The sequence below is a fragment of the Streptomyces sp. NPDC002490 genome (genome assembly GCF_040296045.1).
Classification (GTDB): Bacteria; Actinomycetota; Actinomycetes; order Streptomycetales; family Streptomycetaceae; genus Streptomyces.
Genome location: NZ_JBEOWM010000008.1, coordinates 1 through 15,787, shown reverse-complemented (window position 1 = coordinate 15,787; position 15,787 = coordinate 1). Strand labels below are relative to the sequence as shown.

Sequence of the window (15,787 nt, the reverse complement as noted above, 5' to 3'; positions counted from 1 at the left end):
GTCCCCCGGCACCCTCACGCATGGGAGGACGCTCGTGACCGAGGCCCGGAAACCCGCCCCGTACACGACGAACAACGCCGGCATCCCCGTCGAGAGCGACGAGCATTCCCTGACCGTCGGCCGCGACGGACCGGTCCTGCTCCAGGACCACTACCTGATCGAGAAGATGGCCCAGTTCAACCGGGAACGGGTCCCGGAGCGGGTGGTGCACGCCAAGGGCAGCGGCGCCTACGGCTTCTTCGAGGTCACCAACGACGTCAGCCAGTTCACCAAGGCCCACCTGTTCCAGCCGGGCCGGCGCACCGAGATGCTGGCCCGGTTCTCCACGGTCGCGGGCGAGCAGGGCTCCCCCGACACCTGGCGCGACCCGCGCGGCTTCGCGTTGAAGTTCTACACCGACCACGGCAACTACGACCTGGTCGGCAACAACACGCCCGTCTTCTTCGTGCGCGACGCGCAGAAGTTCCAGGACTTCATCCGCTCGCAGAAGCGGCATCCGCGCACCGGGCTGCGCAACAACGACATGCAGTGGGACTTCTGGACCCTCTCCCCGGAGACCGCGCACCAGGTGACCTGGCTGATGGGCGACCGGGGCATCCCCAAGTCGTACCGGTTCATGAACGGGTACGGCTCGCACACCTACCTGTGGGTGAACGGCGGCGGCGAGCGGTTCTGGATCAAGTACCACCTGAAGACGGACCAGGGCATCGACTTCCTCACCCAGGCGGACGCCGACGAGCTCGCGGGCAGCGACGCGGATCTGCACCGCCGGGACCTGTACGAGGCCATCGAGGCGGGCGAGGCCCCGTCGTGGACGATGTACGTGCAGGTGATGCCGTTCGCGGACGCCCCGGACTACCGGTTCAACCCGTTCGACCTGACGAAGGTGTGGCCGCACGGCGACTACCCGCTGGTCGAGGTGGGCCGGATGACGCTGGACCGCAATCCGGAGGACTTCTTCGTCCACATCGAGCAGGCCGCGTTCGAGCCGTCGAACCTGGTGCCGGGCATCGGCCCGTCGCCGGACAAGATGCTGCTCGGCCGGCTGTTCTCGTACCCGGACACGCACCGGTACCGGATCGGCCCGAACTACGCCCAGCTGCCGCCGAACCGGCCGCACTCCCCGCTCGGTTCGTACGCGAAGGACGGCCCGATGCGGTACGAGCCGGCGAACGTGTCGGCGGTGTACGCGCCGAACTCGTACGGCGGTCCGGCGGCGGACACCGGGCGGTTCGGGGAGGTCGCCGGCTGGGAGGCGGCCGGCGAGATGGTGCGCGAGGCGTACTCGCTGCACCGCGAGGACGACGACTGGGGGCAGGCGGGCACCCTGGTGCGGCAGGTCCTCGACGACGCGGCGCGCGACCGGCTGGTGTCCAATGTGAGCGGGCACCTGCTGGCCGGGGTGAGCCGTCCGGTGCTGGACCGGGCGGTGCAGTACTGGCGCAACGTCGACAAGGACCTCGGCGACCGGATCGCCGTCAACGTCAACGGCGGCTGACCCGGGACGCACGCCGGCGCCCCCCGACCCGTGGCGGGTCGGGGGGCGCCGGCGGTCGCTCAGCCCGGGTCTGCGGCGCCGAGGGCGGGGGGTTCCTCGCTCTGGCTGCCCGAGGGCGTCGGGGTCTGGGGCGTGGAGGGTCCCGGTGCGGGCTCCTCGCCGCCGTCGCCCGGGTCGGGGCTCTGGCTGCTCGTGGCCGGCGGGCTCTCGCCCTCGGTGGGCTCCGGCGACTCGGGTGCGCTCGTGGACGGCGTCGGCTCCTCGGGCTCCTCGGTCGTGGGCTCCTGCGTCGGCTCCTCGGACTCGGCGGGCGAGGCGGAGGCGGACGGCTCCGGGGCGGACGGCGAGGGGCTGGGCTCGGCGGGCGGGGAGACGGCCGCGCCCTGGTCGGTCTCCAGGTCGAACTCGGAGGGCTCGCCCATGGCGGCGAAGGTGTAGGCCGCCCAGATCCGGGCCGGGAAGCCGCCGCCGTTGACCCGGCCGCCGCCGGCCGCGCCCTGGAGGGTGGTCTGCGCGCCGCTGGCGAGCTTCTTGCCGTCCTCGTCGGTGCGGTTCTTGGGGACCTCGCCGAACAGGCCGACCGAGGTCACCAGGTCGGGGGTGTAGCCGGTGAACCAGGCCGAGCGGTTCTCGTCGGAGGTGCCGGTCTTGCCGGCCACGTCCTGTTCGGCGTTGCGCACGGCGCTGCCGGTGCCGTCGTCGACGACTCCGGTGAGCACCGAGGTGACGGCGTCGGCGGTGGAGCGCTTGACCACCTGGCCGCCGATCGGGTTCGGGAGGTCGACCGTGCGGTCCTTGTGGGTGGCCGACTTCAGGACGGCGGGCCGCACCTGCTTGCCGTGGTTGTCCAGGGTGGCGTACACCCCGGCCATCTCCAGCGGGCTCGCGCCCATGGTGCCGAGGGTCTGCGCGGGCACCGACTGGAGCCCCTCGACGTCCATGCCGAGGGAGCCGGCGGTGCTCATCACCGCGTCCATGCCCACGTCGACGCCCATCTGCGCGAAGACCGAGTTCACGGACTTGTTCATGGCCTTCTGCACGGTGACGGGGCCGTAGTCGACGTCGTCCTCGTTGGGCGGGGCGAACGCGATGTCGCTGCCCTCCACGGGGCGCTTGCTGTCGCCGTCGTAGACCGTGGCGGCGGATATCTCCTCGTCGTCCTGGGTGGTGGCGCCGCGCTCCAGGGCGGCGGCGTAGATCAGCGGCTTGAAGGTGGAGGCGGGCTGGTAGTCACGCCGGGTGGCGTTGTTGGTGTAGTGCTTGAGGTAGTCGACGCCGCCGTACATGGCGAGGACGGCGCCCGTCTCGGGGTCGACGGAGGCGGCACCGACCTGGACGTCGCCGTCCACGGTGCGCTCCTTCGGATCGAGCTTGTCGGTGACCTCGGCCTTGACCGCCTTCTCCAGCAGCTCCTGCTTCTTCTTGTCGATGTTCAGGGTGAACGTCCAGCCGCCGGCCTGCACCAGGGCCTCGGCCTCGGCCTGGCTCATGCCCTCGCTGCGGAACTGCTGCTCCAGCTCGCGCTTGGCGGCCTCCACCAGGTAGCCGCCCTGGCCCTTCTGCCCGGGGGCGGGGCGCGGCGCCTTGGGCACCGGGAACTCGGTGGCCTCCCGCTCGGCCTGCTCCAGCCAGCCCTTCTCGACCATGTTGTTGAGGGACTTGTTCCAGCGGTCGGTGACCAGTTCCTTGCCGCGGGGTCCGGCCACCGCCCAGTCGTACTGGCTGGGGGCCTGGAGCAGTGCGGCGAGGTAGGCGCCCTGAGCGACCGTGAGGTCCTTCGCGTCCACCCGGTAGTACGCCTGGGCGGCGGCCTGGATGCCGTAGGCGTTGCGTCCGAAGTAGCTGGTGTTGAGGTACCCGGCGAGGATCTCCTCCTTGGTGCTCTGACGATCGACCTTGAGGGAGATGACCAGTTCCTGGAGCTTGCGGCTGACGGTCTGGTCCTGGGTCAGGTAGTAGTTCTTGACGTACTGCTGGGTGATCGTCGAGCCGCCCTGCTTGCCCTTGCCGGCGAGGGTGTTGAGGACGCCGCGGGTCATGCCCTTCAGGTCGACGCCCCGGTCCGAGTAGAAGGACTTGTTCTCGATGGCGACGAAGGCGCGCTGGACGTCCAGCGGCACCTGGTCCAGGTCCACCTTCTCCCGGTTGAAGCCGGTGCGGGCGAGCGGGGAGCCGTCGCTGTACTTGAAGACGTTGCCCTGGAGCTCGGCCTCGGCGTTCCCCTCGGGCACGTCCACGTACAGGTAGAGGCCCACGAAGCCGAGCATGCCCAGCAGGACGGTGCCGAAGGCGGCCCCGAGCAGCTTCCGCCAGGTGAAGAACCGGCGTATGCCGGTACGGGTCTTGCCGGCGTTCCCGCGCCGCGCGCGCCGCCCGGCGGCCCGCTGACGGGCCCGTCGTTCCTCCGCTCGCCCCATGGGTTCCCGTTCGCTCCGCTTCTCGTCTCTCGTGTTCCTGCCGCGCGTCCGCGGTCGGCTCTGCAAGCTAACACCGCACCTCGTGACAGATTCCGGCAGATCAGGCGATTTCCTGACGTGACAATGAGCACCCGTCCCCTAGGAAGTCGACGGCCGGGGAGGTCGGATGGTTGCCACCCGCGTTAAAGTGATATCACTTTGCTAGAAGCTTCCGGGCTCCGAACCGGCCCGGATCGACGAACGGGGGGTCACCCATGCCCGAAGAGCACACCCGCACCGGCCCGACCGACCCGGGCGAGCTGCCCGAGATGCCCGAACCCCGGGTGACGGAGTTCCCAGCGCACAGCGTCAGCGGCGGGCTCGCCCTCTCGCTCGGCCTGCTCGGCATCGCCCTGGGCACGGTGCTGATCGTGCTGGCCGGCCTCCTCGGCGGCACGGGCCTCGCCGTGCTCCTGCCCCTCGGGGTCCTGACGGTGGTCGGCTCGCTGTTCACCCTGGGCGGGCTGAACACGGTCGCCCCCGGCGAGGCCCGGGTGGTGCAGCTCTTCGGCCGGTACCGGGGCACCATCCGCACCGACGGCCTGCGCTGGGTCAACCCGTTGACCAGCCGGGAGAAGGTCTCCACCCGGGTCCGCAACCACGAGACGGCGGTGCTCAAGGTCAACGACGCCTACGGCAACCCGGTCGAACTGGCCGCGGTCGTGGTGTGGCGGGTCGAGGACACCGCGCAGGCCGTGTTCGAGGTGGACGACTTCCTGGAGTTCGTCTCCACCCAGACCGAGGCGGCCGTCCGGCACATCGCCATCGAGTACCCCTACGACGCGCACGACGAGGACGGGCTCTCGCTGCGCGGCAACTCCGAGGAGATCACCGAGAAGCTCGCCGTCGAACTGCGGGCCCGGGTCGAGGCCGCGGGGGTGCAGATCATCGAGTCCCGCTTCACCCACCTCGCCTACGCGCCGGAGATCGCCTCGGCGATGCTCCAGCGCCAGCAGGCCGGGGCGGTGGTCGCCGCCCGCCGGCTGATCGTGGACGGGGCGGTGGGGATGGTCGAGGACGCGATCGGGCGGATCACCGAGCAGGACCTGGTCGAACTGGACCAGGAGCGCAAGGCCGCCATGGTGTCCAACCTGCTGGTCGTCCTGTGCGGGGAACGCGCCGCGCAGCCGGTGCTGAACACGGGGTCCCTCTACCAGTGACCCCCGACGCACAGGGCCCCCCGGCGGGCGGCGAGCACGGGGCCGCCCCCTCGGGGGGCGCACCGGACGCCCCCGCCGCCCCGCGGCGGAGGCCCGCCGCCGCCCGCAAACAGGTCCTGCTCCGGCTGGACCCCCTGGTCTACGACGCGCTGGCGCGCTGGGCCGGCGAGGAGCTGCGCAGCGCCAACGCGCAGATCGAGTTCCTGTTGCGCCGGGCCCTCGGGGACGCCGGCCGGCTCCCCGGATCGGCCGGGCCGATCGCCCGCCGCGGGCGTCCGCCGCGGGCTCCGCAGCCGCCCGGGGAGCGGCCCGAGAACTGACCCCACGCCTCCCGCCCGACCCTGTCACTGAACCGTGATGAACGGCTCTGACCTGCGCGGACACCACTCCCACGGCCAGCTATACACCCTAGGTATACGTCGCGTGTATACGCACTGTGTACAGTTCTCGGCATGTCCATCGGCCACACCCTGCTGGGACTCCTGGAGTCCGGCCCCCGCCACGGCTACGACCTGAAGCGGGCCTTCGACGAGAAGTTCGGGCACGACCGTCCGCTGCACTACGGGCAGGTCTACTCGACCATGTCCCGCCTCCTGAAGAACGGCCTCGTCGAGGTCGACGGGATAGAGGCGGGCGACGGCCCCGAACGCAAGCGGTACGCGATCACCGACGCCGGCGTCACCGACGTCCGGCGTTGGCTCGCCACCCCCGAGAAGCCCGAGCCGTACCTCCAGTCGACCCTCTACACCAAGGTCGTCCTCGCGCTGCTCACCGAACGCGACGCCAGCGAGATCCTCGACACCCAGCGCTCCGAACACCTGCGGATGATGCGCACCCTCACCGATCGCAAGCGGCGCGGCGACCTCGCCGACCAGCTCATCTGCGACCACGCCCTGTTCCACCTCGAAGCCGACCTGCGCTGGCTGGAACTCACCGCCGCCCGTCTCGACAAGCTCGCCCAGGAGGTGCGTCCATGACCCCCGCCGGCTCCCTGCTGGTCGCCACGGACCTGCGCAAGGCGTACGGTCCCACCCCCGCCCTCGACGGCGCCCACTTCTCCATCCACGCCGGCGAGGTCGTCGCCGTGATGGGCCCCTCCGGCTCCGGCAAGTCGACCCTGCTGCACTGCCTCGCCGGGATCGTCACCCCCGACTCCGGCTCCATCCGGTACCGGGGCCACGAGCTGAGCACCCTCTCCGACGCCGGGCGCAGCGCGCTGCGCCGCACCGAGTTCGGCTTCGTCTTCCAGTTCGGGCAACTGGTGCCGGAACTGACCTGCGTGGAGAACGTGGCCCTGCCGCTGCGGCTGGCCGGCACCGGGCGCAGGGCCGCCGAGGCCACCGCGCTGGAGTGGCTGGCCCGGCTGGAGGTGGACGACGTCCGCGACCAGCGGCCCGGCGAGGTCTCCGGCGGTCAGGGCCAGCGGGTCGCGGTGGCCCGCTCCCTGGTCAGCGGCCCGCGGGTGATCTTCGCCGACGAGCCGACCGGCGCCCTCGACTCCTACAACGGCGAGCGCGTCATGGAGCTGCTGACGGAGGCGGCCCGGTCCACCAACGCCGCCGTCGTCCTGGTCACCCACGAGGCCCGGGTCGCCGCCTACTCCGACCGCGAGGTCATCGTCCGCGACGGCAAGTCCCGCGACATGGAGCGGATAGCGTGACCGCCACCGACACCCGGCCCGCACCCCGGCGGGCCGCCACCGACAGCCCCCTGCCCGCCCCGAACGGGAGCGCCCTGCGCGACCTCCTGATGGGCGTCCGGTTCGCCCTCACCGGCGGACGGGAGGCATGGGTCCGCACCCTGCTGACCGCGGTCGGCGTCGGGCTCGGCGTCAGCGTGCTGCTGCTGGCCTCCTCCGTCCCGGGCGCCATGGACCGCCGTGACGTCCGCAACGAAGCGCGCTCGGAGTTCAACCACGCCGTGGACGGCGGACGCCCCACCGACCGCTCCCTGCTGGTGAGGGCCGCCGACACCACCTTCCGCGACATGGAGGTGCGCGGCCGACTGCTCAAGCCGGAGGGCCCCCGGGCCCCGCTGCCGCCCGGTCTGGACGCCTTCCCCGCCCACGGCGAGATGGCCGTCTCGCCCGCGCTGCGCGAGCTGCTCGACTCCGACGGGACGAAGCTGCTGTCCGGGCGCATCCCCTACGAGATCACCGCCACCGTGGGCACGGAGGGGCTGTCCGGCCCGGGCGAACTGGTCTTCTACGCGGGCCACGACCGGCTCAACACCGACGGGGGCGCGGGCCACGCCATGCGCATCGACGCGTTCGGCACGCAGGCGACTGCGGACCCCCTCGACCCAGTCCTGATGCTGCTGGTGCTCATCATCCTGGTGGTGCTGCTGATGCCCGTGGCGGTGTTCGTCGCCGCCTCGGTCCGCTTCGGCGGCGAGCGCCGGGACCGTAGGCTCGCCGCGCTCCGCCTGGTCGGCGCGGACGCCCGGATGACCCGCCGGGTCGCCGCCGGCGAAGCGGTGGCCGGCTCCCTGTTGGGACTGGCCGTCGGGGCCGTCATGTTCTTCCTCGGCCGACAGCTCGCGAACGTGATGACCATCGAGCAGGTGTCCGTCTTCCCCGAGGACCTCGCCCCCGGCCCGCTGCTGGCCGCCTTGGTCGTCCTCGCCGTGCCGCTCGCCTCGGTCGCGGTCACCCTGCTGGCACTGCGCGGCGTGGTCATCGAACCGCTCGGCGTGGTGCGCACGGCCCGGCCCCGGCGCCGGCGACTGCTGTGGCGACTGCTGCCCCTGATCGGAGGCGTGGCACTGCTCGCCCCGCTGATCGCGCAGGGCACCGCCGACTACTTCAACACGTATGTGGTGGTGTGCGGCGCGGTGCTGCTGCTCCTCGGAGTCACCTCGCTGCTGCCCTGGGTCGTGGAGTCCGTGGTGGGCCGGCTCGGCGGCGGCCCGGTGTCCTGGCAGCTGGCCGTCCGCCGGCTCCAGCTCAGCGGAGGGGCCGCCGCCCAGGCGATGAACGGCGTCGCGGTCGCCGTCGCCGGTGCCGTCGCCCTCCAGATGCTGTTCGCCGGGGTCGACAACGACTACATCCAGGTCGCCGAGAAGGACCTCCGGCGCGCCGAGATGGACGTGCGCACGCCTCGCTCGGTACCGCCCGCCGAGGTGCGGGAGGCGCTGGCGGGCCTCCCCGGGGTGCGGTTCGCCTCCGCGATCGGCACCGGCCTGGTCACCCCCCGCCCGGCCGCGGACGGGGAGGACCCGATGGAGTTGGCGGTGGGTGACTGCGCGACCCTGCGCAAGGTCGCCGACCTGCCCTCCTGCCGGGACGGGGACGTGTTCCGGTTGCTCAGCGACCGACAGGCCAGCAACGCGCCCCGGAAGCACGCCGAGCCCCACGCCACCCTGTACGTCGACGCGGGGGGCGCCGGAGCGGCGGCTGCGGACACCAGGTGGCGGTTGCCCGCCGAGGTGAAGGACGCCCGGCCGCTGCCCGACCCCGTCGGGTACGAGCGGGACGGTCTGCTCGCCACCCCGGGCGCCTTCCCCGAGGAGCGGGCCCGGCAGCTGGGCGGTCAGGTCTTCGTCGGAGTGGACGAGGGGGCTTTGGACGCCCGGGACCGGGTGCGCACCACGGTGGCCGCCCTGAGCCCGTTCCACCAGGTGTCGGACCACTACGGCGTGGCGGTCAACGACCAGTTCGCGGACGTCCGCAAGGGGCTGTTCGTCGGAGCGACCTGCGTGCTGCTGCTGATCGGGGCGAGCCTGTTGGTCTCGCAGGTCGAACGGCTCAGGGAGCGGAAGAAGCTGCTGGCCTCGTTGGTCGCCTTCGGCACCCGGCGCCGCACGCTGGTCTGGTCGGTGCTGTGGCAGACGGCGGTCCCGGTGGTCCTGGCCCTGGTGCTGGCGCTGGGCGTCGGCCTGCTGTTGGGCACCGTGCTGCTCTTCGTGGTGCAGACGACGCCCGCGGTGCCCTGGGCGGTGGTCGGGGCGATGACCGGAGTGGCGGGCCTGGTGGTCCTGTTGGTGACGGCACTGACCATGCCGGTACTGCTGAGGCTGATGCGGCCGGAGGGGCTGCGCACCGAGTAACGGCCCGTCTGCGGGGGGAAGGGGGTGTTCCGGTCACCGAGACCGGACCACCCCCTTTGCCGTCCTCGATCGTCGTAGACCCCCGGCCGTCACTCGGGGTCGTCGAGCAGCCGCACCGGAAGTTCGGCGAGGCTGGTGCGCAGCGCCCGCGCCAGGGCGGCGTACTCCGCCGAGCGGGCGGCGCCGGTGCGCATGGCGAGGGCGATCCGCCGGCTGGGTGCGGGGGCGGCGAAGCCGCCGGTGACCAGCCGACCGTCCCGCGCGGTCTCCACCGCCACCGCGGTCCGCGGCAGCAGGGTCACCCCGAGCCCGCCGGCGACCAGCTGCACCAGGGTGGGCAGTCCGGCCGCGGTCATCGACACCGGGCCCTCCTCGCGGCCTGCGTCCCGGCACACGTCCAGCGCCTGGTCCCGTAGGCAGTGCCCCTCGTCCAGCAGCAGCAGGTCCAGCCCGCGCAGCACCTCCCGGGGGATGCCCTCCCGACCGCCCAGCTCGTGGCCGCGCGGCGCGACCAGGACGAAGTCCTCGTCGAAGAGGGGGAGTTCGGTGACCTGGGGGACGCCCAGGGGAACGGCGATCAGCAGCAGGTCCAGCCGGCCGGCGGCGAGCCCGTCGAGCAGTGAGGCGGTCTGCTCCTCGTGCACCTGGAGGTCCAGCTCCGGGTAGGCGTCATGGACGAGCCGCAGCACGGCGGGCAGCAGGTAGGGCGCGACGGTGGGGATCACCCCGAGGCGCAGCGTGCCGGTGAACGGGGCCCGGACGGCGGCCGCCTCCTCCAGCAGCTCGCCCATCGCGTCGAGCACGGCCCGGGTACGGGCGGCGAGCCGTTCCCCGGCGGGCGAGAGCAGCACCTTGCGGGTGGTGCGTTCGACCAGCCGGACGCCGAGGGTCTCCTCCAGGGCGGAGAGCGCCCCGGACAGGGCGGGCTGGCTCGTGCCGATGGCCGCGGCGGCGTCCCGGAAGTGCAGGTGCTCGGCCACCGCGGCGAAGGCGCGGAGTTGGGCGAGGCTGGGCTGTCTGTTCCGGCCGGTCGTCGGGGTGCCGCGTCCGGTGCTGCCCGTCCTGCCCGCCACGTGCCGTGCTCCTCCTGCCGCGCCTGATCTGTTCACGGACCGGTCCCGAGAGCGGGTCCAGCCGGTGTCCGCACCCTTCTGGACCGCCTGTGAACAGGCCGTTCCCCCAGATGTACCACCCGAGCGCATTGATCGGCCAACCCGATCACCTTGCCGACCGTTCGGCCCCACGAGGGGGCCGCCCGGGGCCGGGCGGTGTCAGCCTCAGGTATGACGGAGGGCCGTGCGACCCCTGTCGATGGGCACCCACAGGACGGGAACTGCGGCTGACCACGGGCGGCGCGAGGACGACCACGATGGAGGCATCCCCCCGCCGACCCCGACAGGAGCCTCCTCCCGTGACCACCTACTCCATCGCCGACCGGGCCACGGGCGTGGCCGCGCGTGCCACCGAGCTCAGCAAGGTTTACGGCCAGGACGAGACCGAGGTGGTCGCGTTGGACCGGGTCAGCGTCGATTTCCACCAGGCCCGGTTCACCGCGATCATGGGCCCCTCGGGCTCGGGGAAGTCGACGCTGATGCACTGCGTCGCGGGCCTAGACACCTTCACCGGCGGCTCCGTCAAGATCGGTGAGACCGAGTTGGGCAGCCTCAAGGACAAGCAGCTCACCCAGCTCCGCCGCGACAAGATCGGTTTCATCTTCCAGGCGTTCAACCTGCTGCCGACCCTGACCGCCCTGGAGAACATCACCCTCCCCATGGACATCGCCGGTCGCAAGCCGGACCGGCAGTGGCTGGACACCGTGATCGACATGATCGGGCTCCGGGCCCGGCTCGGCCACCGCCCCACCCAGCTCTCCGGCGGCCAACAACAACGCGTCGCCGTCGCCCGCGCCCTCGCCTCCCGCCCCGAGATCATCTTCGGCGACGAACCCACCGGCAACCTCGACTCCCGCTCCGGCGCCGAAGTCCTCGGCTTCCTCCGCAACTCCGTCCGCGAACTCGGCCAGACCGTCGTCATGGTCACCCACGACCCCGTCGCCGCCTCCTACGCAGACCGCGTCATCTTCCTCGCCGACGGACGCATCGTCGACGAACTCCACACCCCCACCGCCGACGCCGTCCTCGACCGCATGAAGGCATTCGACGCCAAGGGCCGCACCAGCTAACACCACCGGCCACCCCACCACCCGCCCCGCAGCCCGGCCGCCGCCCCCTGCCGCACCGCCGCACCGCCGCATCGCCGCATCGCCGCATCGCCGCACCGCCGCCACCCGGCCCTCACCCCAGGACACCACACCCATGCTCCGTACCGCCTTGCGCAACGTCCTCGCGCACAAGGCCAGGCTGCTGATGACCGTACTCGCAGTCATGCTCGGCGTCGCCTTCGTCTCCGGCACCCTGGTCTTCACCGACACCCTCGGCAACGCCTTCCGCAACCAATCCGCCAAGAGCTACGACAACATCGCCGTCGCCGTCGAGGCTCCCGTCAAGGACGGTCGGGAGGTCGGCATACCGGCGTCCGCACTGAAGCGGATCGAGGGCCTGGACGGGGTCGCCGCGGTCACCGGCCGGGTCTCCGGCTTCGCCGGGGTCGCCGACCAGGACGGCAAGCTCATCGGGGTGGGCTGGTCCAACAAGGGCGGCAACTTCGCCCCCGGCAAGGACGGCAAGGACGCCGCCTACGACTTCGTCGAGGGGACCGGCCCGCTGACGGCCGACCGGATCGCCCTCGACCGGGCCACCGCGGACCGGGGCGACTACCGGGTCGGCGACACCGTGCGCGTCTCCACCGATGGACCGGTGCGCGAGTTCTCCCTCGCGGGGATCTTCACCACCGAGGACGGCGCGGTCAACGCGGGCGGCAGCCTCGTCCTGTTCGACACCGCCGTGGCCCAGCGGCAGTACCTGCGCCCCGGCCACTACCACCACGTCACCGTGGCGGCCCACCCGACGACCACGGCCCAGCAGGTCCTGGAGGGGGTCAGGCCGTTGCTGCCCGAGGAGGCGATCGCCAGGACCGCCGGCGCATGGGCGGACCGGGAAGCCGAAGCGATCGAGTCCAGCGTGGAGGGTCTGAACACGGTGCTGCTGGCCTTCGCCGGCATCGCGCTCTTCGTCGGCATCTTCCTGATCGCCAACACCTTCACCATGCTGGTCGCCCAGCGCACCCGGGAACTGGCCCTGATGCGGGCCGTCGGCGCCTCCCGCCGCCAGGTCAAGCGGTCCATCATCCTGGAGGCCCTCTTCGTCGGCACCCTGGCCTCCGCCATCGGCTTCGGCGTCGGCCTCGGCCTCGCCGCCGGCCTGCGCTCCGCCATGGACTCCTGGGGCGTCAAGATCCCCGCCGGCCCCCTGGTCGTCTCCCCCACCGCCGTGCTCGCCGCCCTCGGCGTCGGCATCGCCGTCACCGTCCTCGCCGCCTGGCTCCCCGCCCGCCGCGCCGCGAAGATCCCGCCGGTCGCCGCCATGAGCAGCGTCCACGCGCCGGCGACCAGCGGGTCCCTGCTGGTCCGCACGCTCGCCGGTGCCGCCCTCACCGCGGTCGGCGCCGCGGCGATCGCCACCGGCGCCTCCTTCGAGGACGGCGACGACGGGCGGACGGTCATCGCGGTGGGCGCGTTCCTGGCCCTGATCGGCGTCATCGTGCTGATCCCGCAGCTGGCGCGGCCGGTGGTCGCACTGGTCCGTCCACTGCTCCGGGGCGGTTTCGGGGTGGCCGGCGAGCTCGCCGGACGGAACGCCGTCCGCAACCCGCGCCGCACCGGGGCCACCGCCTCCGCGCTCGCCATCGGCCTGACCCTGATCACCGGCCTGACCGTGATCGGCGCCACCCTCGGTGCGTCCATCGAGCGGGCGACGACCGACAACGTCCTGGGCCACTACGCGGTGGCCACGGCCAGCGGCAACCCGGTGGACGAGTCGGTGCTGACCGCGTTGGAGCGGACCGAGGGCGTCGCCGCGCTCTCCCCGCAGCAGGCGGCGGAGGTGCGGATCGAGGGCGAGGTGCGCACCGTCTCCGGCGTCTCCGCCGACGACGTGCACCGGGTGCTCGACCTGCCGGTCGTCTCCGGCTCCCTCGACGCCCTCGGCCGGGGAGAGATCGCGCTCACGCGCACCAGCGCCGACGAGAACGGCTGGCAGACGGGCGACACGCTCGCCGTCACCTTCGAGGGAAGGGGGCAGAAGGACACGAAACAGCTGACGGTCGGAGCGGTCGTCCAGGACAACGAGTTCGTCTCCGGGGTGGTCCTGCCCCGCGAGATGCTCGCCCCCTACGAGGAGAAGCCCGACATCCGAGAGGTCTGGGTCACGATGGACGGCGGCGCGTCCCCCGTCAACGAGCAGGTCCTGATCGACGCCCTCGGCAACGATCCCGGCATCACCGTCTCCGACAAGCAGGACATCCGCACCAAGCTCGGCGGCATGATCAACACCATGCTGTACATCATGTACGGACTGCTGGGCATGGCCCTGATCATCGCGGTCCTCGGCGTCGTCAACACCCTGGCGATGTCCGTGTTCGAACGGCAGCAGGAGATCGGCCTGCTGCGGGCCGTCGGCCTGGACCGCCGCGGGGTCAAACGGATGATCCGGCTGGAGGCCCTCGTGATCTCCGTGTTCGGCGCGGCCGTCGGAATCGTGCTGGGCACCTTCCTCGGCTGGGCCATCGGCGAGACGTTCAGGAACAACATCCCCGACTACGCGTTGACCCTCCCCTGGGACCGGATCGGACTCTTCCTGCTGCTGGCCGGAGCAGTGGGCGTCCTCGCCGCCCTGTGGCCCGCCCGCAGCGCCGCCGGGCTCGACGTGCTCACGGCCGTCAAGACGGAGTAGCCCCGGCCCGGGGGGCGGCGGAGGGGCCCGGAACGGAGTCGGAGAGGCCGGGGCGCCCGCCCTACCGGCCGTCGGGCAACCGGGTCCGGCGCCGCCCGCCCTATCGGCCGCGCGCCGTACCCCTTCCGCCACACGCAGCTCGTTCACCGACCGATCCTGACCGATCCAGCCAGTGTTCGAACGCTTCTGGACCGCCCCTGAACAGGCCGTTCCCCCAGATGCACCACCCGAGCGCATTGATCGGGCAACCGGATCACATTGACCGCACTGATCGATTTCACCGGGGGTCGCGCCGTGTGACAGGGTGCACTCGTCCAACCCTCTCGGCACCATGGAGTAGCACCGTGATCACTGTCGGTGACCAGTTCCCCACCTACGACCTGACCGCCTGCGTCTCGCTGGAGAGCGGCAAGGAGTTCGCCCAGGTCGACCACAAGTCCTACGAGGGCAAGTGGCGCGTGGTGTTCTTCTGGCCGAAGGACTTCACCTTCGTCTGCCCGACCGAGATCGCCGCGTTCGGCAAGCTGAACGACGAGTTCGCCGACCGCGACGCGCAGGTCCTCGGCGTCTCCGGCGACTCCGAGTTCGTGCACCACGCCTGGCGCAAGGACCACGCCGACCTGCGTGACCTGCCCTTCCCGATGCTGGCCGACTCCAAGCACGAGCTGATGAAGGACTGCGGCGTCCAGGGCGAGGACGGCTTCGCCCAGCGCGCGGTGTTCATCGTCGACCCGAACAACGAGATCCAGTTCACCATGGTGACCGCGGGTTCCGTGGGCCGGAACCCCAAGGAGGTCCTGCGGGTCCTCGACGCCCTCCAGACGGACGAGCTCTGCCCGTGCAACTGGAACAAGGGCGAGAACACCCTCGACCCGGTCCAGCTCCTGGCCGGTGAGTGACCGTGGCCCTCGATGAGCTGAAGTCCGCGATACCGGACTACGCCAAGGACCTGAAGCTGAACCTCGGTTCGGTGATCGGCAACAGCGACCTGCCGCAGCAGCAGCTGTGGGGCACGGTGCTGGCCTGCGCGATCGCGTCCCGCTCGCCGATCGTGCTGCGCGAGCTGGAGCCCGAGGCGAAGGCCAACCTGTCCCCCGAGGCGTACACGGCGGCCAAGTCGGCCGCCGCGGTGATGGCGATGAACAACGTCTTCTACCGCACCCGGCACCTGCTGTCGGACCCGGAGTACGGCACGCTGCGCGCCGGGCTGCGGATGAACGTGATCGGCAACCCCGGCGTCGAGAAGACCGACTTCGAGCTGTGGTCCCTCGCGGTCTCCGCGATCAACGGCTGCGGCCAGTGCCTCGACTCGCACGAGCAGGTGCTGCGCAAGGCCGGCGTCGAGCGCGACGTGATCCAGGAGGCGTTCAAGATCGCCGCGGTGATCCAGGCGGTCGGCGTCACGCTGGACTCCGAGGCCGTTCTGGCCGGCTGATCCCGCACCCGCACGAAGGGCCCGTACGGCTGCCTTGGGTTCTAACGGTCCTCGCAACACCCGCGATGTGTGGGAGTTGCGAGGACCGTGGCTGTTGGACGCGATGATCTTGCGGGGTTGCGGGAGCGTTTTCTTGCGCGGCTGGATGCCGTGGGGAGCGTGACTGTGGTGGCGCGTGAGCTGGGGGTGAACCGGAACACCGCGTTCGGATGGGCCAGGAAGGCCGGACGGAGCTCGGTACGTCGACCCCAGCGGCATCCGCAGCGGGACGAGTACGAGCGGCTTCGAGCCGGAGGTGTCCCTCAGTCCGTGGCGGCCAGGCAGGTCGGCGTGAACGAGCG

At 71.8% G+C, this 15,787-nt stretch carries 12 protein-coding genes; 10 read left to right on the top strand and 2 right to left on the bottom strand.

The genetic code is table 11. The features are described from left to right. Nucleotides 1-34: 34 nt before the first annotated feature. Entirely contained in the window at nt 35-1,498 is a 1,464-nt protein-coding gene (locus ABT092_RS07120) for a catalase (RefSeq protein ID WP_351240697.1), read from the top strand. A gap of 59 nt (nt 1,499-1,557) precedes the next feature. Here ABT092_RS07120 and ABT092_RS07115 read toward each other — a convergent pair whose 3' ends face one another. After that, nucleotides 1,558-3,915, bottom strand: a complete 2,358-nt coding sequence (locus ABT092_RS07115) for a transglycosylase domain-containing protein (RefSeq protein ID WP_351240695.1) — start codon at nt 3,913-3,915, stop codon at nt 1,558-1,560. 254 nt (nt 3,916-4,169) lie between these two features. On the opposite strand from ABT092_RS07115, the gene ABT092_RS07110 reads away from it, so the two are divergent. From ABT092_RS07110 to ABT092_RS07090, 5 genes are all read left to right on the top strand, one after another. Then, complete coding sequence (locus ABT092_RS07110) at nt 4,170-5,114, top strand: SPFH domain-containing protein (protein ID WP_351240693.1); 945 nt, start codon at nt 4,170-4,172, stop codon at nt 5,112-5,114. Further along, on the top strand, nt 5,111-5,434 hold the full coding sequence (locus tag ABT092_RS07105; RefSeq protein WP_351240691.1) for a type II toxin-antitoxin system antitoxin: 324 nt from the start codon (nt 5,111-5,113) through the stop codon (nt 5,432-5,434). The genes ABT092_RS07110 and ABT092_RS07105 overlap by 4 nt, the downstream gene beginning before the upstream one ends. A gap of 132 nt (nt 5,435-5,566) precedes the next feature. Then, on the top strand, nt 5,567-6,091 hold the full coding sequence (locus ABT092_RS07100) for a PadR family transcriptional regulator (RefSeq protein ID WP_351240689.1): 525 nt from the start codon (nt 5,567-5,569) through the stop codon (nt 6,089-6,091). Continuing rightward, nucleotides 6,088-6,774, top strand: coding sequence for an ABC transporter ATP-binding protein (locus tag ABT092_RS07095; RefSeq protein WP_351240687.1), 687 nt, complete (start codon nt 6,088-6,090; stop codon nt 6,772-6,774). Before ABT092_RS07100 ends, ABT092_RS07095 begins: the two co-directional genes overlap by 4 nt. Then, complete coding sequence (locus ABT092_RS07090; protein ID WP_351240685.1) at nt 6,771-9,161, top strand: FtsX-like permease family protein; 2,391 nt, start codon at nt 6,771-6,773, stop codon at nt 9,159-9,161. Before ABT092_RS07095 ends, ABT092_RS07090 begins: the two co-directional genes overlap by 4 nt. A gap of 89 nt (nt 9,162-9,250) precedes the next feature. Here the strand turns inward: ABT092_RS07090 and ABT092_RS07085 are convergent, their stop codons facing one another. After that, nucleotides 9,251-10,234 carry a hydrogen peroxide-inducible genes activator gene (locus ABT092_RS07085; protein WP_351240683.1) on the bottom strand — a complete coding sequence of 328 codons (984 nt, stop codon included), beginning with the start codon at nt 10,232-10,234 and terminating at the stop codon, nt 9,251-9,253. A gap of 338 nt (nt 10,235-10,572) precedes the next feature. On the opposite strand from ABT092_RS07085, the gene ABT092_RS07080 reads away from it, so the two are divergent. The 4 genes from ABT092_RS07080 to ABT092_RS07065 all read left to right on the top strand — a co-directional run bounded on the left by ABT092_RS07080 (nt 10,573) and on the right by ABT092_RS07065 (nt 15,446). Then, a complete protein-coding gene (locus ABT092_RS07080; protein WP_351240681.1) occupies nt 10,573-11,343 on the top strand; it encodes an ABC transporter ATP-binding protein in 771 nt (256 codons plus the stop codon). 133 nt (nt 11,344-11,476) lie between these two features. Then, a complete protein-coding gene (locus ABT092_RS07075) occupies nt 11,477-14,011 on the top strand; it encodes an ABC transporter permease (RefSeq protein WP_351240679.1) in 2,535 nt (844 codons plus the stop codon). A gap of 344 nt (nt 14,012-14,355) precedes the next feature. Beyond that, entirely contained in the window at nt 14,356-14,910 is a 555-nt protein-coding gene (locus ABT092_RS07070) for a peroxiredoxin (RefSeq protein WP_351240677.1), read from the top strand. 2 nt (nt 14,911-14,912) lie between these two features. Beyond that, nucleotides 14,913-15,446 (top strand): alkyl hydroperoxide reductase, encoded by a 534-nt coding sequence (locus tag ABT092_RS07065; RefSeq protein WP_351240675.1) that lies wholly within the window; start codon nt 14,913-14,915, stop codon nt 15,444-15,446. Nucleotides 15,447-15,787 lie beyond the last annotated feature (341 nt).

What these genes read in the sequence shown, in the direction of transcription:
- ABT092_RS07115 (WP_351240695.1), bottom strand. Translation starts at nt 3,915, where the DNA reads ATGGGGCGAGCGGAGGAACGACGGGCCCGTCAGCGGGCCGCCGGGCGG.
- ABT092_RS07110 (WP_351240693.1), top strand. Translation starts at nt 4,170, where the DNA reads ATGCCCGAAGAGCACACCCGCACCGGCCCGACCGACCCGGGCGAGCTG.
- ABT092_RS07100 (WP_351240689.1), top strand. Translation starts at nt 5,567, where the DNA reads ATGTCCATCGGCCACACCCTGCTGGGACTCCTGGAGTCCGGCCCCCGC.
- ABT092_RS07095 (WP_351240687.1), top strand. Translation starts at nt 6,088, where the DNA reads ATGACCCCCGCCGGCTCCCTGCTGGTCGCCACGGACCTGCGCAAGGCG.
- ABT092_RS07075 (WP_351240679.1), top strand. Translation starts at nt 11,477, where the DNA reads ATGCTCCGTACCGCCTTGCGCAACGTCCTCGCGCACAAGGCCAGGCTG.